The organism is Rhodococcus sp. G6(2025) (genome assembly GCF_058628105.1).
The window spans coordinates 3,084,612-3,108,692 of sequence record NZ_CP179750.1 but is presented as its reverse complement, the minus strand read 5'-3'; the positions used below and the strand labels follow the sequence as shown (position 1 = coordinate 3,108,692).

At 67.8% G+C, this 24,081-nt stretch carries 29 protein-coding genes, 1 tRNA gene and 1 other RNA gene; 9 read left to right on the top strand and 22 right to left on the bottom strand.

Features of this window, described 5'->3' with window-relative positions; translation table 11 throughout:
* Window positions 1-28: 28 nt before the first annotated feature.
* On the top strand, window positions 29-868 hold the full coding sequence (gene nadE, locus ACLIVD_RS14145) for an NAD(+) synthase (RefSeq protein ID WP_491932601.1): 840 nt from the start codon (window positions 29-31) through the stop codon (window positions 866-868).
* Between the two features lie 4 nt (window positions 869-872).
* Window positions 873-1,658 (top strand): SDR family oxidoreductase, encoded by a 786-nt coding sequence (locus ACLIVD_RS14140; RefSeq protein ID WP_491932600.1) that lies wholly within the window; start codon window positions 873-875, stop codon window positions 1,656-1,658.
* Here ACLIVD_RS14140 and ACLIVD_RS14135 read toward each other — a convergent pair.
* Entirely contained in the window at window positions 1,655-1,912 is a 258-nt protein-coding gene (locus tag ACLIVD_RS14135) for a MoaD/ThiS family protein (protein WP_280781690.1), read from the bottom strand. The two genes, ACLIVD_RS14140 and ACLIVD_RS14135, sit on opposite strands and share 4 nt — an antisense overlap.
* A complete protein-coding gene (moaA, locus tag ACLIVD_RS14130) occupies window positions 1,905-2,960 on the bottom strand; it encodes a GTP 3',8-cyclase MoaA (protein WP_043782234.1) in 1,056 nt (351 codons plus the stop codon). The genes ACLIVD_RS14135 and moaA overlap by 8 nt, the downstream gene beginning before the upstream one ends.
* Window positions 2,961-3,082: 122 nt before the next feature.
* On the opposite strand from moaA, the gene ACLIVD_RS14125 reads away from it, so the two are divergent.
* The 4 genes from ACLIVD_RS14125 (at window position 3,083) to ACLIVD_RS14110 (ending at window position 7,321) form a co-directional block, all read left to right on the top strand.
* A complete protein-coding gene (locus ACLIVD_RS14125) occupies window positions 3,083-4,267 on the top strand; it encodes a molybdopterin molybdotransferase MoeA (RefSeq protein WP_280781689.1) in 1,185 nt (394 codons plus the stop codon).
* Window positions 4,264-5,238 carry a bifunctional molybdenum cofactor biosynthesis protein MoaC/MoaB gene (gene moaCB, locus ACLIVD_RS14120; protein ID WP_280781688.1) on the top strand — a complete coding sequence of 325 codons (975 nt, stop codon included), beginning with the start codon at window positions 4,264-4,266 and terminating at the stop codon, window positions 5,236-5,238. Before ACLIVD_RS14125 ends, moaCB begins: the two co-directional genes overlap by 4 nt.
* On the top strand, window positions 5,231-5,644 hold the full coding sequence (locus ACLIVD_RS14115; protein WP_280781687.1) for a molybdenum cofactor biosynthesis protein MoaE: 414 nt from the start codon (window positions 5,231-5,233) through the stop codon (window positions 5,642-5,644). The genes moaCB and ACLIVD_RS14115 overlap by 8 nt, the downstream gene beginning before the upstream one ends.
* 252 nt (window positions 5,645-5,896) lie before the next feature.
* A complete protein-coding gene (locus ACLIVD_RS14110) occupies window positions 5,897-7,321 on the top strand; it encodes a DEAD/DEAH box helicase (RefSeq protein ID WP_198601971.1) in 1,425 nt (474 codons plus the stop codon).
* Here ACLIVD_RS14110 and bluB read toward each other — a convergent pair.
* Genes bluB through ACLIVD_RS14095 form a run of 3 tightly spaced genes read right to left on the bottom strand, consistent with a single transcriptional unit; the run spans window position 7,318 to window position 9,905 of the window.
* Window positions 7,318-7,977 (bottom strand): 5,6-dimethylbenzimidazole synthase, encoded by a 660-nt coding sequence (gene bluB, locus ACLIVD_RS14105; RefSeq protein ID WP_283335253.1) that lies wholly within the window; start codon window positions 7,975-7,977, stop codon window positions 7,318-7,320. The genes ACLIVD_RS14110 and bluB overlap by 4 nt on opposite strands.
* The gene (locus ACLIVD_RS14100) at window positions 7,974-9,011 is read right to left on the bottom strand and encodes a CobW family GTP-binding protein (RefSeq protein WP_280781685.1); all 1,038 of its coding nucleotides are present in this window, start codon (window positions 9,009-9,011) and stop codon (window positions 7,974-7,976) included. Before ACLIVD_RS14100 ends, bluB begins: the two co-directional genes overlap by 4 nt.
* Window positions 9,012-9,056: 45 nt before the next feature.
* On the bottom strand, window positions 9,057-9,905 hold the full coding sequence (locus tag ACLIVD_RS14095) for an alpha/beta fold hydrolase (protein WP_283354536.1): 849 nt from the start codon (window positions 9,903-9,905) through the stop codon (window positions 9,057-9,059).
* A 63-nt stretch (window positions 9,906-9,968) separates the two neighbouring features.
* Between ACLIVD_RS14095 and ACLIVD_RS14090 the strand changes: the two genes are divergently transcribed.
* Window positions 9,969-10,493, top strand: coding sequence for a MarR family winged helix-turn-helix transcriptional regulator (locus ACLIVD_RS14090; RefSeq protein ID WP_280781683.1), 525 nt, complete (start codon window positions 9,969-9,971; stop codon window positions 10,491-10,493).
* Here ACLIVD_RS14090 and ACLIVD_RS14085 read toward each other — a convergent pair.
* Entirely contained in the window at window positions 10,433-10,918 is a 486-nt protein-coding gene (locus ACLIVD_RS14085; RefSeq protein WP_317568964.1) for an acyltransferase, read from the bottom strand. The two genes, ACLIVD_RS14090 and ACLIVD_RS14085, sit on opposite strands and share 61 nt — an antisense overlap.
* Window positions 10,919-11,045: 127 nt before the next feature.
* On the opposite strand from ACLIVD_RS14085, the gene ACLIVD_RS14080 reads away from it, so the two are divergent.
* A complete protein-coding gene (locus tag ACLIVD_RS14080; protein ID WP_241961798.1) occupies window positions 11,046-11,447 on the top strand; it encodes a PAS domain S-box protein in 402 nt (133 codons plus the stop codon).
* A gap of 279 nt (window positions 11,448-11,726) precedes the next feature.
* Here the strand turns inward: ACLIVD_RS14080 and ACLIVD_RS14075 are convergent, their stop codons facing one another.
* From ACLIVD_RS14075 to prfB, 16 genes are all read right to left on the bottom strand, one after another.
* Window positions 11,727-11,936 carry a hypothetical protein gene (locus ACLIVD_RS14075; protein ID WP_011598322.1) on the bottom strand — a complete coding sequence of 70 codons (210 nt, stop codon included), beginning with the start codon at window positions 11,934-11,936 and terminating at the stop codon, window positions 11,727-11,729.
* Window positions 11,937-12,023: 87 nt separating this feature from the next.
* Window positions 12,024-12,096 (bottom strand) — tRNA-Ala (locus ACLIVD_RS14070).
* A gap of 162 nt (window positions 12,097-12,258) precedes the next feature.
* Window positions 12,259-12,990, bottom strand: a complete 732-nt coding sequence (locus ACLIVD_RS14065) for a DsbA family protein (protein WP_491932599.1) — start codon at window positions 12,988-12,990, stop codon at window positions 12,259-12,261.
* 41 nt (window positions 12,991-13,031) lie between these two features.
* Window positions 13,032-13,520, bottom strand: a complete 489-nt coding sequence (locus ACLIVD_RS14060) for a MauE/DoxX family redox-associated membrane protein (protein ID WP_280781679.1) — start codon at window positions 13,518-13,520, stop codon at window positions 13,032-13,034.
* 26 nt (window positions 13,521-13,546) lie between these two features.
* Window positions 13,547-14,773: an MFS transporter gene (locus tag ACLIVD_RS14055; RefSeq protein WP_491932598.1), complete on the bottom strand. Its 1,227-nt coding sequence runs from the start codon at window positions 14,771-14,773 to the stop codon at window positions 13,547-13,549.
* 59 nt (window positions 14,774-14,832) lie between these two features.
* The gene (pgm, locus tag ACLIVD_RS14050) at window positions 14,833-16,464 is read right to left on the bottom strand and encodes a phosphoglucomutase (alpha-D-glucose-1,6-bisphosphate-dependent) (protein WP_283335246.1); all 1,632 of its coding nucleotides are present in this window, start codon (window positions 16,462-16,464) and stop codon (window positions 14,833-14,835) included.
* Window positions 16,465-16,538: 74 nt separating this feature from the next.
* On the bottom strand, window positions 16,539-16,883 hold the full coding sequence (crcB, locus tag ACLIVD_RS14045) for a fluoride efflux transporter CrcB (RefSeq protein ID WP_280781676.1): 345 nt from the start codon (window positions 16,881-16,883) through the stop codon (window positions 16,539-16,541).
* Entirely contained in the window at window positions 16,880-17,254 is a 375-nt protein-coding gene (locus ACLIVD_RS14040) for a fluoride efflux transporter FluC (protein WP_037245290.1), read from the bottom strand. Before ACLIVD_RS14040 ends, crcB begins: the two co-directional genes overlap by 4 nt.
* Before the next feature lie 86 nt (window positions 17,255-17,340).
* Window positions 17,341-17,712, bottom strand: a transfer-messenger RNA (tmRNA) gene (gene ssrA / locus ACLIVD_RS14035).
* Window positions 17,713-17,807: 95 nt separating this feature from the next.
* Window positions 17,808-18,674, bottom strand: coding sequence for an EamA family transporter (locus tag ACLIVD_RS14030; RefSeq protein ID WP_489686853.1), 867 nt, complete (start codon window positions 18,672-18,674; stop codon window positions 17,808-17,810).
* A complete protein-coding gene (gene smpB, locus ACLIVD_RS14025; protein WP_005240226.1) occupies window positions 18,671-19,144 on the bottom strand; it encodes an SsrA-binding protein SmpB in 474 nt (157 codons plus the stop codon). The genes ACLIVD_RS14030 and smpB overlap by 4 nt, the downstream gene beginning before the upstream one ends.
* 76 nt (window positions 19,145-19,220) lie before the next feature.
* A complete protein-coding gene (gene ftsX, locus ACLIVD_RS14020) occupies window positions 19,221-20,126 on the bottom strand; it encodes a permease-like cell division protein FtsX (RefSeq protein WP_009479608.1) in 906 nt (301 codons plus the stop codon).
* A gap of 66 nt (window positions 20,127-20,192) precedes the next feature.
* Window positions 20,193-20,882, bottom strand: a complete 690-nt coding sequence (ftsE, locus tag ACLIVD_RS14015; protein WP_005240222.1) for a cell division ATP-binding protein FtsE — start codon at window positions 20,880-20,882, stop codon at window positions 20,193-20,195.
* A 55-nt stretch (window positions 20,883-20,937) separates the two neighbouring features.
* Window positions 20,938-21,399: an Rv3103c transmembrane domain-containing protein gene (locus ACLIVD_RS14010; RefSeq protein ID WP_105413116.1), complete on the bottom strand. Its 462-nt coding sequence runs from the start codon at window positions 21,397-21,399 to the stop codon at window positions 20,938-20,940.
* On the bottom strand, window positions 21,396-22,292 hold the full coding sequence (locus ACLIVD_RS14005) for a mechanosensitive ion channel family protein (protein WP_005240218.1): 897 nt from the start codon (window positions 22,290-22,292) through the stop codon (window positions 21,396-21,398). The genes ACLIVD_RS14010 and ACLIVD_RS14005 overlap by 4 nt, the downstream gene beginning before the upstream one ends.
* 5 nt (window positions 22,293-22,297) lie before the next feature.
* Entirely contained in the window at window positions 22,298-23,404 is a 1,107-nt protein-coding gene (gene prfB, locus ACLIVD_RS14000) for a peptide chain release factor 2 (protein WP_280781675.1), read from the bottom strand.
* A gap of 165 nt (window positions 23,405-23,569) precedes the next feature.
* On the opposite strand from prfB, the gene ACLIVD_RS13995 reads away from it, so the two are divergent.
* A complete protein-coding gene (locus ACLIVD_RS13995) occupies window positions 23,570-24,064 on the top strand; it encodes a beta-class carbonic anhydrase (RefSeq protein ID WP_037245277.1) in 495 nt (164 codons plus the stop codon).
* Window positions 24,065-24,081: the final 17 nt, after the last annotated feature.

Here is a 24,081-nt window from a genome sequence, read left to right as displayed (position 1 = left end):
CGTCAGGGGCACTCGCTAGAGTTCTGTCATGGCGAATCTACGTGCGCAGATCCTCGAGGAACTCGGTGCCCGGCCCACCATCGATGCGGCCGACGAGATCCGCAAACGTGTTCAGTTCCTGAAGGACTACCTGCTGTCGACCCCGGCCAAAGGATTCGTCCTGGGTATCAGCGGCGGTCAGGACAGCACCCTCACCGGACGCCTCGCGCAGCTCGCGGCGAGCGAACTGCGCGACGAGGGCCACGACGCCGAGTTCGTCGCCGTGCGGCTGCCCTACGGCACCCAGGCGGACGAGTCCGACGCGCAGATCTCCCTCGACTTCATCAAGCCCGACCGGTCGGTAATCGTCAACGTGAAGCCCGGCGCGGACGCCACCGCGAAGGAGTCGTCCGAGGCGCTCCGCGACATCATCGGCGACGGCGGCGAACTCCGCGACTTCGTCCGCGGAAACATCAAGGCCCGCGAACGCATGGTGATCCAGTACTCGATCGCCGGCCAGCTCGGGTATCTCGTCGTCGGCACCGACCATGCCGCGGAGGCGATCACCGGCTTCTTCACCAAGTTCGGCGACGGCGGCGTGGACGTCACCCCGTTGACCGGGTTGTCCAAGCGTCAGGGCGCCGCACTCCTGCGCGAACTCGGCGCACCCGAGAGCACGTGGAAGAAGGTCCCCACCGCCGACCTCGAGGACGATCGGCCCGCCCTCCCGGACGAGGAAGCGCTGGGAGTCACGTACGCCCAGATCGACGACTACCTCGAAGGCAAGGACGTGCCGGACGCCGTCGCGCAGAAGCTGGAGACGATGTTCCTGAACACCCGCCACAAGCGCACGGTCCCGGTGACCCCGCTCGACACGTGGTGGCGGTGACCCGATGGTCCAGGCGCTCGTCGCGGGCGGTACCGGCACTGCGGGCCGGCAGGTGGTCAAGGAGTTCCTCGCGCGCGGTCACTCCGTCCGGGTCCTGACCCGGCACGGCGGTGCGCCGGGCAGCGAGATCGCCCATTTCCACGGTGATCTCGTCACCGGTGAGGGCCTCGCCGAAGCACTCGACGGGGTCGACGTCGTGGTGGACACCACCGACGGCAAGACCCGCGGCACCCGGGCCGTGCTGGAGAAAGGCGCCGAGAACCTCCTCGCGACCGCGGACGGCGCGGGAGTCGGGCGCGCCGTGCTGCTCTCCATCGTCAACGTCGACCGCAGCGAATTCCCCTATTACCAGGCGAAGCGGAAGCAGGAACGGGTCTACGAGAGCGCCGCGATGGAGACGTCGATCGTGCGGGCGACCCAGTTCCACGACTTCATTCCCATGATCGCGAAGCCGGCGAGCCGGGCCGGGTTGATCCCCGCGTTCTCCAAGACGAGCTTCCAGACCATCGACACCAGGGATGTCGCGACCGCGCTGGTCGACGCCGCCCTGGCCGCCGAACCGGCGCCGGAGGGGACTATCACGATCGGTGGACCGGAGGTTCGCACCGCCCGCGATCTGACGGCGGCGTGGAAGAAGGCCACCGGGACGCACGGGTTCGTCGTGACCGTGCCTCTTCCGGGCGCGATGGGCCAGTTCTTTCGGGAGGGATCGAACCTGGTGCCCGACAATCGGTTCGGAACGATCACGTTCGACCGGTGGCTGGCCGACTCCGTGAACGCGGCCCGCTAGCCGCCGGCGAACGGCGGCAGCACGTCCACCTGCGTACCGGCGGTGCGGGTCAGGTCGCGCGTCAGCTCGGAGTCCACCAGGAACGCGGAGACCGACAGCACCCGCTGCATCTCGGGTCCGTACTTGGCGAGGAGATGGTCTTTCACCTGGCCGAGGTCGGCGCCGACCGGGAGGTCGAGAGTTTCCTTGGTGCAGCCCGCCGCGTCGGCGGCGGCCGCGAAGTACCGAACGGAAATGCCTGTCACGTCAACCACCGATTGCTCCCATGCTCCGTTGCGGCGGGGCGAAGCCGTCCGCGTTGATTCCGTGGCCTGCCCACTTGTTCCACATCGCGCCGCGCCACAACTGCGCCAGTTCCTCGTCGCCCGCACCCGACCGCAGGGCCGCCCGCAGGTCGATCTCCTGGTCGCTGAACAGGCACGACCGTACCGTTCCCTCGGCCGTGAGGCGGGTGCGGTCGCAGTCCGAGCAGAACGAGCGCGTGACGGACGCGATGATCCCGACCGTGGCCGGTCCGCCGTCGACGAGCCACTCCTCGGCGGGCGCCGACGGATCTTCCCTCCCGTGTTCGGTGAGGGTGAATCGTTCGCCGAGGACGGCCAGCAAGCGGTCGGCGGCGACCATGTTCTCGCGTGCCCACTCGTGATCGGCGTCGAGCGGCATCTCCTCGATGAACCGCAGCGCGACGCCCTCGCTCAGGCACCACTCCAGGAGATCGGCCGCTCCACTGAGCGTTTCGGGCATGAGCACCGCATTGATCTTCAGCGGCGCCAGTCCGGCCCGGGCGGCGGCGCGGATACCGGCGATCACCGACGGCAGCCGGTCGCGCCGCGTCAGTCTCGCGAAGTGCTCACGATCGACCGAATCGAGGGAGACGTTGACCCGCGTCAGTCCGGCGCGGGCGAGCCCAGCCGCGCGGTGCTCGAGACCGACCGCGTTGGTGGTCATCGCCAACGGGATCCCCGGTGCCCGCTCGGCGCACCCGGCGATCATCTGCTCGAGATCCACCCGCATCAGCGGCTCGCCCCCGGTGAACCGCACCTCGCGCACACCGAGCCGGTGGACGGCGATATCGACGAGCCGGACGATCTCGTTCGCGGTGAGGAGGTTCTCCGCCGGAATGGCGGGCAGGCCTTCCTCGGGCATGCAGTACGTGCAGCGCAGCGAACACTTCTCGGTGATGGACACCCGCAGGTCACGCGCGACCCGGCCGAACCGGTCGACCAGCTGGTCGACGTCGGGTCTCCCGTCGAGCGAGACCGACGACCGGACAGTCGGGATACCCATCGCCACGGCCGTCATCGAGTTGCCTTTCGCTGCATCTGTCCAGTATGCCGCGAGGGGGTGACCGTTGTCCGGCGCGGTGCCCTCGTCGCTCCGTTGGCGGGGTGCCTAGGATTGGTGACCATGGCCGGAGGAACATCGTGACCGCACGCTCTGTGGAGCAGCACGCCCAGCACGTCGCCGAACTCCTCGCGACGCTCCAGGAGCGCCCGGCCGAGGAGATTCCGCTCGGCGAGGCGCTCGGGCGCGCCCTCGCCGCCGACGTCCACTCCCCCGTCGACCTGCCGTTGTTCCGGAATTCGCAGATGGACGGATACGCGGTCGACGCCGCATCCGTCGCGTCGGTCCCGGCTGTGCTGCCGGTGCTGGGCGTGATCGCCGCGGGACCGGCCGGCGCCACCACCCACACACCCGGGACCGCCTACCGGATCATGACCGGTGCGCCGATCCCCGACGGCGCCGACGCCGTCGTCCCGGTGGAGGACACGGAGACCACGGACGGACAGGTCCGCATCGAACGCTCGCGCACCGCGGGCGAATTCGTGCGCGAGCGCGGCAGCGACGTCCAGGAGGGCACGCTCCTGCTGCCCGTCGGCAGTGTTCTCGCCGCCCGGCACATCGCCGTCCTCGCCGCCGTCGGCCTGCAGCGCGTCCCGGTGCGTCCGCGTCCCCGCGTCGCCGTGATCACCACAGGCGCCGAACTGGTGGACGCCGGGACCACACTGCACCCCGGAGAGATCTACGACTCCAACGGAATCGCCCTCGCGTCGAGCGCCAGGGCCAACGGCGCCGAGGTCGTCTCGATCACCCGCAGCGGCGACGACCCGGCCGAGTTCCGGACCCTGCTCGCGGAGGCGACCACCACCGCCGATCTCGTCCTCACCTCCGGCGGGGTGTCGATGGGCGACTTCGAGGTGGTCAAGGAGACGCTCTCGCCGCTCGGCGCACAGTTCGGTCACGTCGCGATGCAACCGGGCGGCCCGCAGGGCACCGCCGTCGTGGACGGTACGCCCGTCCTCAACTTTCCCGGTAACCCGGTGAGCACCCTCGTCTCGTTCGAGGTGTTCGCGCGTCCCGAGATCCGGCGCGCGGCCGGGCTCCCTCCGACCGAACCCGAGGAGCTGCCGCTTGCCGCGGCCGTCACCTCCATTCCCGGCAAGCGGCAATTCCTCCGCGCACGCCGCACCGACGCCGGGGTCGAACTCGTGTCCGGCCCCGGTTCCCATCTCGTCGCCGCGATGGCATGGGCGGACGTCCTCCTCGACGTTCCCGCCGACGTCACCGCGCTCGACGCCGGACAACTCGTGAAGGTGATCCCCCTATGAGCGACCTGACGCACCTCGACAGCGAGGGCCGCGCCCGCATGGTCGATGTGAGCGCGAAAGCGGACACGACCCGAATTGCAGTCGCTGCCGGGCAGTTGGTCACCACACCCGCGGTGATCGAACTGGTCCGGGCCGACGATCTGCCCAAGGCGGACGTTCTCGCGACGGCCAGGATCGCCGGGATCTCGGGGGCGAAGAAAACGTCCGAGCTGATTCCGCTGTGCCATCAGCTCGCGCTCTCGTCGGTGAAGCTGGAGTTCGGGTTCACGGGCGATGCCATCACGATCGAGGCCACCGCGAAGACGAAGGGCCCGACGGGCGTCGAGATGGAGGCCCTCACCGCCGTGGCGGTGGCCGGATTGACGTTGCACGACATGGTGAAAGCCGTCGACCCTGCCGCGACACTGGACGGTGTCCGGTTGCTCACCAAGGACGGCGGCAAACGCGGACACTGGACGCGTGAGCAGCAGAGCACCGGAATCCCCACGGTGACATCGCGATCCGCGGCCGTTCTGGTCGCCTCGACCGGCGGCGCGAAGGGCACTCGGGAAGACACGACCGGCCCGGTGATCGCCGCGTGGCTCGAGGACCGTGGCTTCACCACGCGGGGTCCGCTGGTCTACGCGGACGCCGACATCGCCGCCGGCCTCGCCGACGCACTGTCCGGCAATCCGGCGCTGATCATCAGCACCGGCGGTACCGGCGTCTCCCCCACGGATGCCACCCCGGAGGCCACCCGTGCGGTGCTCGACCGAGAACTCCCCGGTGTGGCCGACGCCATCCGGAACCGCGGGACGGCGGTGACCCCGCACGCCTCGCTGAGCCGCGGACTCGCCGGTGTGGCGAACGGCACAGTGGTGGTGAATCTGCCCGGCTCGCCGGGTGGCGTCAAGGACGGATTGTCCGTCCTCGATCCCATCGTCGACCACCTCCTCGCTCAGGTCGCAGGCGGAGGTGCGCACGATGAGTGACATCCTCGCCCAGATCTCGGATCAGCCCCTCGATCCCGCCGTCGTCGACGCCGCCGTGGCCGGGCCCGAGCACGGCGCCGTCGTGGTGTTCACCGGCGTCGTCCGTAATCACGATGGCGGACAATCCGTTTCGGCTCTCGAGTACCAGTCGCACCCGGACGCCGAGCGCTTCCTCCGTACCGTTTGCGAGGAGGTCGCGGCGTCCACCGGACTGCCCGTGGCGGCCGTCCACCGGGTCGGGTCCCTCACCGTCGGCGACCTCGCGGTGGTCGCCGCAGTCGCCGCACCACACCGCGCCGAGGCGTTCGCCGCGTGCGCCGAACTGGTCGAACGGATCAAGCACGAAGTACCCATCTGGAAGCGGCAGAATTTCGCCGACGGGGCCTCGGAATGGGTCGGTTTGTGAGTCCTCGGTCGGACCGTTCGGCTGCCACCGGGTAGAGTGGCGATCACTAGGTGACCACGACGGTCATCGAGCGTCGTAGAACGCATTCAGTTCGGTCACCCGAATCCTGTTGGATGTGCACCACCGCATCCGCTCTTCTTACGGCGAAGAAGCTTGCCGACCGGCAACGCCGCCAACCTGTGCTCGAGCTCCGACGGAGACCTTCCGTATCGGCCCTCCGGGCACAACCCTGTGCCCGAAAGGCCTGACCACTTGTCTGACACACATACTCCCGACACGACGTTCGCTGCGCTCGGCGTCCGCGAACCACTGGTGAAAGCACTCGCCGACAAGGGGATCACCTCCCCGTTCCCCATCCAGGTCGACACCCTCCCCGACACGCTGTCGGGCCGCGACGTGCTCGGCCGGGGCAAGACGGGCAGCGGTAAGACGCTCGCCTTCTCCATCCCGATGGTGTCCCGCCTCGCGGGTGAACTGTCGGGTGGAAAGCGTCGCCCGGGTCGCCCGGTGGGCCTGATCCTGGCCCCCACCCGCGAGCTCGCCACGCAGATCACCGCAGCCCTCGAGCCCCTCGCCGCCGCCTACGACCTGCGGGTCACCACCATCTTCGGTGGTGTCTCCCAGAACCGTCAGGTGAGCGCGCTCAAGGCCGGCGTCGACATCGTCGTCGCGTGCCCCGGACGGCTCGAAGACCTGATGAAGCAGAAGTTCGTGAGCCTCGACGCCGTCGAAATCACCGTGCTCGACGAGGCCGACCACATGGCCGACCTCGGCTTCCTGCCCGTCGTCACCCGCATCCTCACCGCGACCCCCCAGCACGGGCAGCGGCTGCTGTTCTCCGCCACGCTGGACAACGGCGTCGACAAGCTGGTGAAGCGGTTCCTGAAGAACGAGGTCCTGCACTCGGTCGACGAGGCGAACTCGCCCGTCGCCGCCATGACGCACCACGTGTTCGACGTGGACGGCGTCGAATCCAAGCGCAAGCTGGTCGAGCGGCTGGCGTCCGGGACCGGACGCCGGATCCTGTTCATGCGCACCAAGCACCAGGCCCGCAAGCTGGCCCGTCAGCTCACCGAGGCGGGAATCCCCTCGGTCGACCTGCACGGCAACCTGTCGCAGGCGGCCCGTGACCGCAACCTCGCGTCGTTCTCCGCCGGTGAGGCACGCGTGCTGGTGGCCACCGACGTCGCAGCGCGCGGCGTCCACGTCGACGACGTGCAATTGGTCGTCCACGTCGATCCGCCCGCCGAACACAAGGCATACCTGCACCGTTCCGGTCGCACCGCACGCGCGGGCAGCGCCGGCGACGTCGTGACGGTCGTGCTGCCCGAGCAGCGCAAGGACCTCGCCGTCCTGATGCGCAAGGCCGCGATCAAGGTGACCCCCCTCCGCAGCACCGCGGATTCCGCACACGTGCTCGACCTGGTCGGCGACATCGCACCGCACGTCACCCCCGCCCCCAAGGCGGCTGCGCCCGCGTCGAACGGCGGCGGACGCAACCAGCGACCGGGCGGCGCCCAGGGTGGACGCGGCGGCCAGGGCGGTCGCGCACACGGCCAGGGCGGCGGGGCACGTCGCTCCCGCTCCGGCGGTGCCGGACGCCCGCGCGCCGCGTCGTCCACCGGCGGCGGAACCCGCACGGCGTCCGCCGCCGGCTCACGCCGCCGTCAGGGCTAGAACTTCTCGAGGTGGACGGCGTCGGCCAGTGGCCGGCGCCCCCGCCACCCGAAGCGCTCGAGGTCCGGCACCTGCTGGAACTCGGCAACCGTCCCCACGCACAGCCAGGCGATGGGGCGCACCGGCTCGGGGATGCCCAGCAGTTCGGTGAGATACGGCTCGTCGTAGAACGACACCCAGCCGACGCCGACGTTCTCGGCGGCCGCGGCGAGCCACAGATTCTGGATCGCGAGCACCGCGGAGAACAGACCGGTGTCGTCGACCGTGTGCCTGCCGAGGATGTGTTCGCCGCCTCGGCTGCGGTCGTAGGTGACGACGACTCCCATACCGCTCTCGCAGATCCCTTCGATCTTGATGGGATCGAACGTCTTCTTCCGGTCCTCGGGCAGCGAGTCCGCGAAACGCCGCCGGGCGCCGGCCACATGATCGGCGAACGTGGTCAGCGTCTCGGTGTCGCGCACGACAACGAAATCCCACGGCTGCGTGTTGCCCACGCTGGGGGCGCAGTGCGCCGCACCCAGGATGCGGTCGAGCACGTCGGCCGCGATCGGCTCCCCGGTGAACTCGGCCCGCACGTCGCGGCGACGACGGATCGCGTCGTACACGGACAGCGCGGGCTCGGGATTCGTTTCAGGACTACACGCAGACTCGGTCACGCGGTCACGGTATAGCGGTGCACGCCCAGCATCGCGCCGGGGTCCGCCTCGTCCCCCTCCGCCACGACACAGTCCGCGAGCCGGGTCCGCACGTGCTCGGCCTCGATGTCGGCGCCGATGAGCACCAGCTGGGTCGCCCGCTCCTCGCCGGGTTCCCAGCGCGTCGACGTGAATCTGATGTGCGGGCCGACCGTCTGCACCTCGAACTTCCGCGACTGTCCGGGCACCGCGAAGTGCACGAATCCCTTGATCCGGTAGATCCCGACCGGTCGTTTCTCGAGGAACTCCACGAGCCGACGCGGATCGATCGGCTCGTCCGAGGCGAAATCGACTGCCTCGTAGGACGAGTGCAGGTGATCGTGGTCATCGCAGTGGTCGTGCTGGTCCAGCAGGAGTTGGTCGAGGGTCAGCTGCTCCCCCGCCGCCGGTTCACGCCCGGGTTCACGGTCGAACAGCAGGGTGGGCTCGATCCTGCCGTGCGCGGTGGTCAGGACGGGCGCGCGGTCGTTGTAGTCGCGGACCATCGCCTGCACGGCGGCGCGTCGGCCGTCGTCGATGCGGTCCGTCTTGTTCAGGATCACGAGGTCGGCGAGCGTGACGTGCTTGCCGAGGTCCGGGTGCTGCGCCGCCTTGTCCTCGAACTGCTCACCGTCGACCATCACGACGAGGCCGCCGTACACGACGTGCGGGTTGGTGCTGCCGAGAACGAGCCGAATCATGTTGCGCGGCTCGGCAAGTCCGCTCGCCTCGACGATGATCACGTCGATCTGCGACGTGGGATGGGCGAGGCGGTCCAGCATCTCGTCCATGTCGCTGACGTCCACGGCGCAGCACATACAGCCGTTGCTCAGCGACACCATGGAATCGACCTGACCGGCCACCATCATCGAATCGATGTTCACGGCGCCGAAGTCGTTGACGATGACGCCGACCCGGACCCCGCGGTTGTTGCGCAGCACGTGGTTGAGCAGTGTCGTCTTTCCCGAACCGAGGAATCCGGCGACGATGACGACGGGAATCCGCTTCTTCGCCAACGCTGCGACCTCCGTGGGACCTCGACGATCTACCGGGCGCCCATCCTAGCGTCCCGCCCCCGCGGCGAGGATCGCCGCGTCGACGTCGGCTGCGGGCGTCATCGGCAGCGCATGATGTGTGGCGCCGGGAATCGTCGTGACCGTGGCCGACGGGAGCAACCGGCGGACGTTCGCCGCCACCCTCCCCGGATCGTGTGCCCGACTGCCTCCCGCAAGCACCACGGCAGTATGGGCGGTCAGCCTCCCCAGCGCCTCGGCCTTCGGGCGCGGCGGCACCACAAGCGCAGTGCGGCCGAAAGCGGCCGTCCCGAGCGCGCTCACGCCCAGCCACCGCGGGTCGACTCCGGCGCCCGCGGTCTCCCAGCCGATCAGACTCCGCTGCCGCTTCTCCGTCGGCCTGATCAGCACCGGCACCGCGCGGAGCAGGTACCTCGGGCTCATGCCCGCAAAGCAGGACGTCGGGTCGAGCAACACCAGGCTGTCGACGCGACGGGAACCGTGCAGCGCGTAGGCGAGGGCGATCATGGCGCCGTACGAATGACCGACCACCGCGGACGCGTTCACCCCGAGGTGGTCGAGCACCGCGTCCAGCCACTCGAACAGGTTCAGGGGCGTGCGCAGCGGTGCGCCGTCGTTCACACTGCGCCCCACGTCGCCCATGACGTCCACCGCGAACACCCGGTGACTGCGGGCGAGCGCCGCGACGTTCGCGATCCACACGGTCGACGTCGCCCCGCCCCCGGGGAGCAGGAGAAGCGGCGCCCCCGACCCGGGTCCGCACACGTTGACCCGGGTGCTCCCGAACCGTGTCGGGACGTCGACGGGTGTGACGTCCACCGGCCACTCGTCCAGCAGCGCGTCGTACGCGGCGAAGAAGTCGTCGACTGACGTCATCAACCCTCCTCGGTTATCTCGCCAATCGAGATACTAGACAAACGAAGGAAAAGTCGCAGTAGATTGCAGAGCGTGGACCCGGACGAAGGCGCACAGACCGTGCACCGGCTGCGTGCACTCGCAGTCGAACTGAACCTGCTCGGCGCCGAATTCGCGCAACTGCACGGACTGCACACCACCGATCTCCGTGCCCTGATCTGCATCCTCGACGCCGACCGCACGGGACTCGCCGCCACACCCGGATGGCTCGGAAGTCAGCTCGGCATCAACTCCGCCTCGGTCACCGCCCTGCTCGATCGCATGGAGAAGGCAGGCCTGATCCGGCGCGACCGGGACGCCGACGACCGCCGCAGGTCGTTGCTCGCGGTCACACCCCGCGCCGTCGACCTCGGTCAGACGTTCTTCGGGCCGCTCATCGACCGGACGGCCTCCGTCCTCGACGACTTCGACACCGCCGAAAGGGCCACCATTTCACGGTTTCTCGACGGCGTGAACCGTGCGGTCACCGTCGAACGCCAGGCCGGCGCTCAGCGCACGGACGGCGCGGAGTCGAGGTCGCGGACACGACGCGCGGGCGACCCCGCGTAGAGCCCGTTCGGCTCGCAGTCGCGGGTGACCACCGTGCCCGCCCCGATGACACATCCGTCCCCCACCGTCACTCCGGGAAGAATGATCGCGCCCGCGCCGATCCAGCACCCGTCGCCGACCACGATCGGACGGTCGACCACCCGCCCGCCCCGGCCGTCGCTCGGACCGATCTCGTGAGTACTCGTGATGAACTGCGCGCGGTGCCCGACAGCGACCTGCCTGCCGAGCGTGATGGGCGCAGTGCCGTCGAACAGCACTCCGCGGTTGACGAACGTCCCCAGCCCCATCGTGACGTCTTTGCTGCCGAAATAGCAGCCGGAATAGATGCCGGCTCCCCACACTTTCGCGCCCGCCGCCATCAGCAGGAGAACGCGAAGCCACACGGGGACGAACGCGGAGGCCTGGACGATGGTGACGAACCGCATCCCGTCACCCTATCGCCACGGAGCAGGTTCGATACCGGAAGTTGCTTGCCGTTAACTGCGACACCGCCCGAAGATCCGAGGCGCGGCGTACTATGTGGGCGCCATCGAAGATTCCCGAGGGGGGACAGTGAGACAACTGGATAGCGACGGATTCGCTGCACTGATGGAGTCCATCCCCCACGCGATCAGCGTTCACGACCGGGATCGAAACCTCGTGTTCAGCAACCCCGCCTGCGCGGCCCTGATCGGCTACGACACCGACGAATTCGCAGACCTCGAACACGAGCAACTGTTCCACCCCGACGACGCCGAACTGTGGGGCACCATGCTCGCCCGGGTCCTGGGTACGGAAAGCACCAGCGCGACAGCACATCTGCGCATCCGCCACCGCGAAGGCCACTGGATCTGGGTGCGCGTCGCGGCGTCCACGTTCACCGCAGGCGCCGAGAGGTTGGTCGCCCTCGTGCTCCAGGACGAATCCGACACGATCTGGGGCAACCCCACGGCCGCGAGGCAACCGATCCGATAACCGCCCGCTCACCGCCCGTCGCCGGACGCCGTGCCACTACACGGCGGAGTCCGGACGGTCGCGCCGCAGCGCCGGCAGAAATGGGTGCGGTGCCCACCGTTGTTCGACGTCGCGCACCCACACACCTCCCACCCCACCAAGCACGTGTTGGCGGCCAGCGTGTGCCCGTTCGGACAGCGCCCCGGCGCGGTTTCGGTTCTGGCGGCCACACGCCCAACCTACCTCGCGGTCGAACATATGTGCGAGTTCGACCCGGACCGCCGTCGCTACGGTGGGCGGTCACATGTAGTTGCCGGGCGAACCGTCCTCCTGCCCGTCCTCCCGCTCCACCAGGAACCAGCTCCCGGGGGCGTAGATCAGCTCCCGGGCGGCACGGACGATGACGAGCGCCCCGGACTCGTGGATGCTGTAGCTGTCGTCGTCGCCGAAGTCGGTGACGGCGAACTCCGCCAATTGGTCGAATGATCGATGCGTCACAGTGAATGTCATGACGCCAGTGTCCCACCGGGACAAGGGGGATGAATGAGGAAAGCCTCCCACCCGCATTGTCTGCGGATGAGAGGCTTCTCTCGAAAGTGGAGCTAAGGGGACTCGAACCCCTGACCCCCACACTGCCAGTGTGGTGCGCTACCAGCTGCGCCATAGCCCCGTATTCGGTTGTTCTCCACACTCGGAATGACTTCCTCCGTGCTCGAAGAAAGTTACACCATTGCCGACCGGGCCAACAAATCGCCTGGTCAGAGGCGCTTCGCGCCCGTGCGCCTTTCTGGTTGTTCCAGCTACCAAAAAGGCGCACGGGCGGCGGAGCCGCCTACAGCTGCGACACCCAGTTCTCGTTGGAGAGTGCATCGATCACGGTGCCGTCCTTGACCACGGCAGGGGTGCCGGTAGCGCCGCTCGCGGCGAGGGCCTGACGGCCCGCCTCGGCGTGCGTACGGGCCTGCTCGACCTTCGCGCCGGTGGTGATGCACTGGACGGCCTCGTCGGACGCTCCGGCGTCGCCGGCGATCTGCGCGAGCTCCTCGTTGGTGTGATCGGAGCTGCCGTTCTCCTTCGGCTGGTTCGACGGGGAGAACAGCGCCGCGTGGAACGCCGAATACGCCACGGCGTCACCGGTTTCTGCGACGCACTCGGATGCCGCGACGGCGCGGGTGGAGTAGTCACCGCTGGCCGAGAGCTGGTCGAGGAAGTTCAGGACGTGGTAGCGGACCGCCACCTTGCCGTCGTCGATGGCCTGCGCGAGTTCCTGGCCATTCTTGTTCTCGAGTTCGGCACAGTACGGGCACATGGGATCTTCGAAGAGGTCGACCGCGGTGGCCGCGTCGGGGCGGCCGAGAAGTACGACGCCGTCGTCCTGCAGCGCCACCTGGACCTCGGAGTTCTGGACCCCGCCGTAACCGTCGTTGCGCGGCTTGCTGCGGTTGCTCTGCCAGATCACACCACCGATGACCAGTACGGCGATGACCAGTACGGCGAGCCCACCGAGAATGTAGGTGGACCGGCTGGATTCCGGCTGCGGGTTGTACTTGTTCTTCGAGCTCACGTGGATGCAGTCCTTCGACGTCGGATCGATTTACCGAATGCTTACTCTGCCACCGTCTGCTGAGGGGTCACTGAGAAAGTGGTGCGGGAGCCGAGCCCCAGTGCGAACGGGGAACGGGGGAACACGATCAGCCACACGGCCAGTGCGAGGAAGCCCACATCCCGGAGTATTTCCTTGGTGTAGTCCCAGCCGTTCACGTCGGCCGCACCGCCGCCGCCGAAGCATCCGCAGTCGATGGACAGTCCGCGGGCCCACACGGAGACGATCACGCCGATGAGCCCGAGCAGGAGCACGGCGGACACCGCGGCCGTGGCGCGGACGGCGAGCCCGATCAGCAGAAGCAGTCCGAGGGCGATCTCGAAGAACGGCAGCGTGTTCGCGACCGGCCGGACGAGGTCCTCGGGAAGCAGTTGGTAGGCGCGGACCGCGATGATCGTCTGGGCGGGGTCGGCGACTTTGAGTGCGCCGGAGACCAGCCAGACGGCGGCGAGAGACAGCCGGGCGAGAAGGGAGACGACCTTGATCCACACCCGAACGAGGGTACCGAAGACGCCGGTCAGACCGCCTCGACCGACACCTTGGGCGCCGGCTTGTTCGGCACGAGCAGCCAGCCCACTGCGGCGAGGAGCATGACCCCGCCGGTCACGCCGAATGCGACCGCGTACGACAGGTGCTGGGCGAGCAGACCCGCCCCGACCGGTCCGAGGACTCCGCCGACGTCGGCGACCATCTGGAAGGTGGCCAGCACGGGACCGCCGCGGGACTTCGCGCCCACGACGTCGGCGACCGCGGCTTGCTGCGCGGGGCTCATGACTCCGGAACCGATGCCTGCGATGCCGGACAGCACCAGGAACACGAGCAGGTTCTCGCTGAGGCCCATCCCGACGGTGCTGGCGCCGCACACCAGCAGTCCGAGCAGGACGAACAGCTTCCGGCCGTACACGTCGGACAATCGCCCGGACACGATGAGGACGAGCGCATTGCCGACGGCGAAGACGGTGAGGGCGATGCCGGCGAGGGCGGCGTCGCGGTGCAGCGCCTCGACGACGAACAGCGGGACCATCGCCACCCGCACTCCGAAGATCATCCCGCCGAACGCGAAATTCGAGCCGAGGGCGGCGCGGTAGACGGGCTGCCCGAGGGCCTCCCGCAGCGTCATGGTGGCACCGGCGGCGGTGGCGTCAGGCGCCGTCAGGTGCGAACCGCGCAGGCTCACGAAGACGACCGCGGCCGCGATGACGAGGGCGATCGCGTAGATGACGAACGGAACCCGGAGTCCGAATCCGACGAGCAGCCCGCCGACGAGGGGTCCGGAGATCGATCCCATCAGGAAGCTCGTCGCGTACAGCCCGGACACGCGACCGCGGCTGTCCACCGGTGCGATGCGGATCACCAGGCCCATCGCCGACACCGTGAACATCGTCGAGCCGATGCCGCCGAGTGCGCGGAAGACGAGCAACTGCCAGTAGTCCCCGGCGACCGCGCAGGCGGCGGTCGAGGCGGCGACGATCAGGAGTCCGGTGATGTAGACCGGCCGCTCCCCCAGTTTCTGCACGAGCCGGCCGCTGACCGGGGCGAAGACCAGGCGCATGAACGCGAAGGACGAGATCACTACGGTGGCCGCCGTCACACTCACGTCGAAGCTGCGGGCGAACTGCGGGAGGGCGGGTGCGACGATCCCGAATCCGAGTGCGATGACGAAGCTGGCCGAGACCAGCACCCAGATTTCCGAGGGGAGCCGCGGGCTGCGCCCAGCGGGCAGCCCGGCTGCGCGAGTGTTCATAGTTGAATCCGATCGTAGGTGCCCCCGCTTCGGCGGCAGCACCTACCCCGGCCGAAGTTCTACTTCAGGACGTCCGCCACCAGTTCCTTGGCCGCCGCCTGCACCTGCGCGAGATGGTCCGGGCCTTTGAACGATTCGGCGTAGATCTTGTAGACGTCCTCGGTGCCCGACGGCCGCGCCGCGAACCACGCCGACTCGGTGGTGACCTTCAGCCCACCGAGGGCCGCCCCGTTACCCGGGGCACTCGTCAGCGTCGCGGTGATCGGCTCCCCGGCCAGTTCGGTGGCCGACACCTGTTCGGGCGACAGTTTCGCCAGCACCGCCTTCTGCTCCCGGGTGGCGGGGGCATCGATGCGCGCGTAGGCGGGGCTGCCGAACTGCTCTGCGAGTTCCCGGTACCGCACCGACGGTGTCTTGCCGGTCACCGCCGTCATCTCCGAGGCGAGCAGGGCCAGGATGATCCCGTCCTTGTCGGTGGTCCACACCCCGCCGTCGTGACGCAGGAACGACGCTCCCGCACTCTCCTCGCCACCGAAGCCGAGCGAGCCCTCGAGAAGACCGGGGACGAACCACTTGAATCCCACCGGCACTTCCAGCAGTTCGCGGCCGAGGCTTCCGACCACCCGGTCGATCATCGACGAACTGACGAGCGTCTTGCCCACCTTCACCGTCGAACCCCACCCCGTGCGGTGCGAGAACAGGTAGTCGATGGCCACCGCGAGGTAATGGTTGGGATTCATCAGTCCCCCATCGGGAGTGACGATCCCGTGCCGGTCCGCGTCGGCGTCGTTTCCGGTGGAGATGTCGAACCGGTCCTTGGCTCCGATCAGCGAGGCCATGGCGTCGGGCGACGAGCAGTCCATGCGGATCTTGCCGTCGGTGTCGAGGGTCATGAACCGCCACGTGGCGTCGACGAGCGGATTGACGACCTCGAGATCGAGCCGATGGGTGTCGGCGATCGCACCCCAGTAGTCGACGCTCGCTCCGCCCAGCGGGTCGGCGCCGATCCGCACTCCGGTGCTCCGGATGGCGTCGAGATCGAGGACGCTCGGCAGGTCGTCGATGTAGAAGCGGAGGAAGTCGTACCGCTCGGCCCGCTGGATCGCCCGGTCCGCGGACACTCTCCGCACACCCGAGAGGTCCCGGCGGAGTAACTCGTTGGCACGGTCGGCGATGATCGTCGTCGCCTCGGAGCCGGCGGGACCACCGTGCGGAGGGTTGTACTTGAAGCCGCCGTCGCGCGGCGGGTTGTGCGACGGCGTCACGACGATGCCGTCGGCCTGCGACTCCGGGCCGCTGCGGTTGTAGCGGAGAATCGCGTGACTGACCGCGGGGGTCGGGGTGTACCGGTTCCGCGAATCGATCAGCACCGTCACGTCGTTCGCGGCCAGCACCTCGAGAGCCGACGTCCACGCCGGCTCCGACAGGGCGTGGGTGTCGCGCCCGACGAACAGAGGACCGTCGATGCCCTGGGACGCCCGGTACTCGACGATGGCCTGGGTGGTGGCCAGGATGTGTGCCTCGTTGAAGGCATTGTCGAGGCTCGACCCCCGGTGGCCCGATGTCCCGAACACCACCTGCTGCAAGGGATTCTCGGGGTCGGGCACGCCGCTGTAGTACGCGGTCACCAGGTGCGCGATGTCTACGAGATCCTCCGGCAGTGCCACCTGACCCGCTCTGTCGTGCGCCACGAGACCTCCTGGAAATTCATCGGGATCGAACTCGACTACCCATCCATCCTGCACCCTCGCACCGGAGTCTGCCCTCAAGACGTCAATCGGAATCCCAGCCAGGCGGCGGCCAGCCCGGCTGCCACACTCGCGATCACGTAGACGACGGACGGGAGCGCCCGCCGGATCCGCAGCAGCCCCACCGATTCCACCGCGAACGTCGAGTACGTGGTCAGTCCGCCGCAGAAACCCGTGCCCAGCAAGGCGAACGTCTGCTCGGACATCGATGCCCCCGACAGCAGTCCGAGGATCAGGCACCCGGCCACGTTCACGAGGAAGGTGGCCACCGGAAAGCTGCGGTACGAGTCGACGTACCGGCCGGTGAGGTATCGCGTCGCCGCACCGAGCGCGCCGCCGAGGGCCACGAGCAGAACGGTCATGCCGCCGCCTTCCGTGCCAGCCGATGCCGGTGACCGGCGAGCATCCCCAGCCGCGCCGCGAGCAGGGCCGGTATCAGGGTGGCCACCACGTAGAGCGTCGCGGTGACGGCGTCCTCCCGCACCGCGTCGACGGCGAACGTCGAAAACGTGGTGAAACCGCCGAGGACGCCGACGCCCAGGAACAGTCGCCACAACCGGTCCGGTCCGACCGTCTCGGCGAGGTAGCCGAGCAGCAGTGACCCGACCACGTTGATCAGCAGGACGGTCCAGATGCCCGGCCACAGCTCGGCCAACAGGAATCTCGCGGACGCACCGAGCGCACCGCCCAGAGCGACCACGGCCACCGGTTTCGTCAGGGACACGGCACACATCGTGTCACGGCGGCGGGTGGGGGCGTTCGAACTCCGCCGGGCACAAAAAATCCGGGCCGGACACCTGGTGGTGTCCGGCCCGGATCTGGTGGAGCTGCCGGGAATTGAACCCGGGTCCTCCGCAGCAAAGCTAGGGCTTCTCCGTGTGCAGTTTGCTATGTCTCTACTTGGATCTCCCAGTCTCGCAAACAAGCCAGGATGACGATCCCAGTCGCTGTTGGTTGTCCCATTCGACTCCGCGACCGAGTCGAACGGTAAAGCCCTCTAGCTGATGCCAGTACCCGGACCGAGGGCGAACCCGGACTGACAGACACGCAGTCGCTACTTAGGCAGCGAGTGCGTAGTCGCGCTGATTGGAATCGGCGCTTATATGTTTGCAGCGACGCTTACGGTGGTCTCTTGCCTGCACCGACACGCTTCCCCTACCTCAACGTACGCAGTCGAAACCGTTCAGCCCCGTACGTGCCCCACGAGTCTCGCGGGGCCACCTAGTGTAACGCGAACCCGGTCCGGTTTCATCCCGGTTTTCGTCCCGCGTGTCGGTGGCCGTATTTCAGCTGGCCACGGCGATCATTCCGACGGCCGCGAGGGCGAGGAGCATGCCCGCCTGCTGCATTCTGCTCACCCGCTCACCGAGCATCACCATCGCCAGCAGCACGGTGGCGGCGGGGTACAGCGACCCGATCACGCTGACCAGCGACAGCAGCCCACCCTGGAACGCGTACATCATGGCCGCGTTGGCCAGGACGTCGAGGAAACTCACGTACACGGCGAGCTTGAGGGGTTCGCCGTGCGGCAGCACGAAGTGGCCGGCCGACAACGCGACGAGCCACACCACCGCGGTCGCCGCGGCACGGGACACGGCGAGTGCCCACATTCCGCCGTCGTCACCGATCTGGTGCAACGAGACGAAGGAGAGCGCGAACGCGATGCCGGATCCGACAGTCAGCAGCGCGACGGTCCGGGTGAATCGCAGCACCCTGCCCCCGGCCACCTCCCCCGCGGTCTCGTCGGGAGATTCCCGGCTGACGAGGACCACGGCGACGAGGGCCACGGCGATCCCGACGTACGCGACGGGCCCGGGCCGCTCACCGAACGCGAGCCCGATCAGCACCGGAATCCCCGCGACCAGCACGGCCGTCAGCGGCGACACCACCGACATCGGTCCCGACGCCAGCGCGAGGTAGAACCACCAGACCGCCACGCCACCGGCCACTCCCGCCAGGGCTCCCCAGACGAGGGAGGCGGAGGTGAGGGTGCCCCCGGCGAACGGGGCGATCACGAGCACGATCAGCAACGACAGCGGGTACGACACGATGACGACGCGAAGCGCCGCCACCCGGCGGGACGCCACTCCCCCGATGAAATCGCTCACGCCGTAACCGATCGCGGCCACGAGCGCGAGCAGGATCGATGTCAGCGCATGCCCTTGACTCGGCGGCCGAGTTCGCGGGTCACCTCACGCTCGGCGGTCCGCCTGGCCAGATCCTGGCGCTTGTCGTAGTCCTGCTTACCCTTCGCGAGCGCGAGCTCCACCTTGACCTTGCCGTCGGAGAAGTACATCGACAGGGGAACCAGGGTCTGATTTCCCTCCCGCGTCTTGCCGACGAGATGCTCGATCTCCCGCTTGTGCAGCAGCAACTTCCGGGTACGGCGCGGCGCGTGGTTGGTCCACGTGCCCTGCGTGTATTCGGGAATGTGCAGGGAGCGCAGCCAGACCTCGCCGTCGTCGACGGTGGCGAACGCGTCGACCAGGGACGCCTTGCCCTCGCGCAGACTCTTCACCTCGGTACCGACGAGGGCGATCCCGGCCTCGTAGACGTCGAGGATGGTGTAGTTGTGACGCGCCTTGCGATTGGTCGCAATGACCTTGCGGCCCTTTTCCTTCACGTTCCGGGCCTTTCAGTCCGCGATGTCCGAGGTGAACAGTTCGTACCCTCCAGCATAGGAGAAGAGGCAAACCGAATTATTCGCGGACGTACAAGCGCAGGGTCACGTACGCGGTGACCGCCGCCATTCCGACGCCCACGAGCACCAGCACCGGTGAGACGAACAGCACGTCGCTGTTGGAGATCCTGGCCACGATGTTGGCCTCGTACACGTCGGCGAGCACGTCGTCGATGAACATGTTCTTCGCGGTGAACAGGCCGACGATGGCGAGGACGGCACCCACCAGCGCGGCGACCACCGCCTCGAGCAGGAACGGCAACTGCGTGTACCAGCGGGTGGCACCGACCAGCCTCATGATGCCGACCTCGGTGCGCCGGGTGAACGCGGCGATCTGAACCATGTTCGCGATCAGCAGGATTGCCGCGACGGCCTGCACGATCGCGATCGCGAACGCGGCGTTGCGGACACCGTTGAGGACGCTGAAGAGCCGCTCCACCAGCTCGCGCTGGTTGAGGACGCTCTCGACTCCCGGGCGGGTGCCGAACTTCTCGTTGATCACGCCGAACCGCTCGGGGTCGCTGAGCTTGACCTTGAACGAGGCCGGGAAGCTGTCGGGGCTGACGAGTGCGGCGAGCTCGGGCTGATCCTTGAACACCCGCTCCGTCGCGTCCTTCACGGCGTCGTCCCGGTTGAGGTACTCCACCGACACCACTGACGGGGTCTCGTCCAGTTCCGTGCGCAGCGTCTTGCAGATCTCCCCCTCGCAGCCCGGGTCCGACGTGGAGATGTCGTCGGTGAGGAAGATCTGCACCTCGACGCGGTCCAGGAAGATCTGCTGAGTCTTGCCGGCCATCTGCACCACGAGCAACCCGCTGCCGAACAGGCCGAGCGAGATCGCGGTGGTGAGGATCATCGCGATGGTCATGGTGACGTTGCGACGGAGTCCGGTCAGGACCTCACTGAAAATGAAACTGGCACGCATCGGGGAATCAGAGTCCTTCGTAGGAGGCTTGGGGACAGTACTGAGGCTGGAGTGCAGGGAGGGCGGCTAACGCCCCACGCCGTACACACCCCGAGCCTCGTCGCGCACCACTCTGCCGAGGTCCAGCTCCACCACCCGACGGCGCATCGAGTCGACGATGTGGTGGTCGTGGGTGGCCATCACCACCGTCGTTCCGGTGCGGTTGATCCGTTCGAGCAGCAGCATGATGTCCTGGCTCGTCTCCGGGTCGAGGTTTCCGGTGGGCTCGTCGCACAGCAGCACCAGCGGCCGGTTCACGAACGCCCGCGCGATCGCGACGCGCTGCTGCTCACCGCCCGACAGTTCGGTGGGGAGACGGTCCGCCTTCCCGGACAGCCCGACCATCTCGAGCACCTCGGGGACGGTCCGGGAGATCATTGCGCGCGGCTTCCCGATCACCTCGAGCGCAAACGCGACGTTCTCGGACACGGTCTTCTTCTGCAGGAGCCGGAAGTCCTGGAAGACGACGCCCATGCTCTGCCGCAGCTTCGGCACGCGCCGGGCGGAAAGCTTGTTGACGTGGAAGTCCGCGATGTGAATGTCACCCGACGTCGGCGACTCCTCCTTGAGGAGCAGGCGCATGAAAGTCGACTTTCCCGAGCCCGACGGGCCGATGAGGAAGACGAACTCGCCCTTGTCCACCTCGACGCTCACCTTGTCCAGGGCGGGCCTCGTGGAGGTCTTGTACGACTTCGACACATTCTCGACGCTGATCACGAGGAGCCAGTCTAGACGTTATCGAACAGTGACCAAATGAAGCGACGCGCGGACGTCATCGTCCGCTCTGCGGCGTCGCAGACGTCGTCGGGACGGACGACGTGGTCGGCGGTGTGCCCGTCGGCGGAGGCGGGAACGGGTTGGGAATCCCGAACGGCAACGTCGGGGTGGACGTCACCTGGCTGGTCCCGGTGGGCGCCGTCTCCTGCGGGGTCGCCTCGGGTGTCGTCTCGGTGGTCGTGACCGTCTCCGACGTCGACTCGGTCGTCGTCTCGATCTCGGACGTCGGCAGCGTGGTCTCCTGGAGGGGCGCCTGCCGGGTGGGCACGACAGCCGGCGCGACGGGGCCCTGGACCACCTCTTCGGCCGGGTTCAGATACGTGTACAGCGTGTACAGCACGACCCAGAGGATGCACAGCACCAGCGTCGACGTCCGTACCCGTCCGCCGAAGATCTTGGCGGGAAGGAACGACGAGTGCAGAATCCGGTCCAGTCCGCGCCGGGGTTCGTCGGTCATCCCTCGCCCTCCGCTGCCCGGACCGTCTGGAGGTCCGGTTCGACGGTGATCCCCTGCCGTCTCATCGCGGTGGCGATGCGCACGCGCAGCGCGCGACCCACCTGGAACTGCTTACCCGGCAGGGTTCGCGCCACGACGCGAACGCTGACCTCGTCGACCGTCAGACTCTCCACTCCCATCACCGTCGGTTCGTCGAGCAATAGTTTCTTCAGTCCGCGATCCGCGAAGGCCTCGACACCGACCTGGTGCAGCACCTCGTTGACCCGGTTGATGTCCGACGTGGCCGGGACCGGCACGTCGATCACGGCGCGCGCCCAGTCCTTGGACAGGTTGATCGCCTTGACGATCTGGCCGTTGGGAACGGTGATGACCTCACCGTCCGAGTTCCGCATCCGGGTGACCCGGAGCGTGACGTCCTCGATCACGCCCTCGGCGTCTTCCGACGACCCCGTCACCGCGAGTTGCACCGTGTCACCGAAGCCGTACTGGCGTTCGGTGATGATGAAGAAGCCGGCGAGGATGTCCTGCACCACGCGCTGCGCGCCGAAACCGAGTGCCGCACCGAGCACGGTGGCCGGGGCCACCAGGCTGCCGATCGGCAGGCTCAACTGATCCAGCACCTTCATCGTCGCGATGACGTAGATGATGGTGATGATCACCCAGGTGATCACCTGCGCCACCGAGTGCCGGTGTTTGGTCGCCTCGGACCGGACGAGGGCGTCGCCCTGCATGTAGTTGCTGTCGATCCGGTCGGTGACCTTGCTGCCACCCCAATTGACGAATCGCGCCATCAGGATCGCTCCGAGGACGGTGAGCGACACAGCAAGCCCCGTCGACGAGAGCCAGTCGAGCAGGTTCTGGGTGGGAGCGAACATCGCCGCCGTCGCTTCCATAGGTATTAGGACGCCTGATTCTCGCGCATCCGCCACCGGATGCCGGATTCGAGGAAACCGTCGATGTCACCGTCGAGCACCGCCGACGGGTTGTTGACTTCGTACTCGGTGCGCAGATCCTTGACCATCTGGTACGGGTGCAGCACGTAGGACCGCATCTGATTGCCCCAGGAACTGCCGCCGTCGCCCTTGAGCGCGTCCATCTCGGCGCGCTCCTCCTTGCGCTTGACCTCGAGCAGCTTCGCCTGCAGGACGCGCATCGCCGACACCTTGTTCTGCAGCTGCGACTTCTCGTTCTGACAGGTCACGACGATGCCGGTCGGGATGTGTGTCAACCGGACCGCGGAGTCGGTGGTGTTGACGGACTGCCCACCGGGACCCGAGGAGCGGTACACGTCGACGCGGACGTCGTTCTCGTTGACGTCGATGTGGTCGGTGGTCTCGACCACGGGCAGAACCTCGACCTCGGCGAACGACGTCTGCCGGCGACCCTGGTTGTCGAACGGGCTGATCCGGACCAGCCGGTGCGTGCCCATCTCGACGGACAGCGTTCCGTAGCTGTAGGGCGCCTTGACCGCGAACGTCGCGCTCTTGATTCCGGCTTCTTCGGCGTAGGACGTGTCGTAGACCTCGACCCCGTAACCGTGCTTCTCCGCCCAGCGGACGTACATGCGCATCAACATCTCGGCCCAGTCGGCGGCGTCGACGCCACCGGCGCCGGAGCGGATGTTGACCAGCGCGTCACGCTCGTCGTATTCGCCGGAGAGCATCGTCTTGACTTCCATCGCGGCGATGTCCTCGCGCAGGCTGTGCCGCTCGGCGTCCGCGTCCGCGATGGCCTCGGCGCCCTCGTCCTCGGCGAGTTCGTAGAGCACCGGCATGTCGTCGAGCCGCGTCCGCAGTTCCTCGACGCGGCGCAGTTCGGCCTGGGAATGCGAGAGCTGGCTGGTGACCTGCTGGGCGTGCTCCTGGTCGTTCCACAGCTCCGGATCGGCGGCCTGGTGTTCGAGCTCGTCGATGCGGCGGCGCAACTCCTCCACGTCCAGCACCGATTCGACGGTACGGAGGGTGGTGTCGAGCTCGCTGAGGTCTGCGGATACGTCGGGATGCACGGTTCCCAAGGTTACCGGGTGCGCGCCCGGGCCCTCTCACCCCTGCTTCCCAGCCGAAGTCACCCCTTCGGATCACGTCGAATCGAACCCTTGCGCACCCCGGATGCTCCTTGTTGCATGCACGGGTAGGCATATCTTCTTGCCGCCATTCCGGACGGAGTCGAAATGACCGTGACCGACCAGTACCTGAAGAACAACGAGGAGTACGCCGCCGGATTCACCGGGCCACTCCCCCTCCCCCCGAGCAAGCACGTTGCGGTCCTCGCCTGCATGGACGCACGTCTGGACGTCTACCGGATCCTCGGCATCCAGGAGGGGGAATCGCACGTCATCCGCAATGCCGGCGGTGTGGTGACGGACGACGAGATCCGGTCGCTCGCGATCAGCCAGCGACTGCTCGGCACCACCGAGATCATCCTCATCCACCACACGGACTGCGGGATGCTCACGTTCACGGACGACGACTTCAAGAAGTCCATCCAGGACGAGGTCGGTATCAAGCCGGCCTGGTCGGCCGAGGCGTTCTCCGACCTCGACGAGGACGTCCGGCAGTCGCTGCGCCGCATCCAGTCCAGCCCGTTCATCACGGCGACCACGTCCCTCCGCGGGTTCGTCTTCGACGTCGCCACCGGAAAGCTCGCGGAAGTGAAGATCGACTGAGTTCGCGCGGGCGCGGT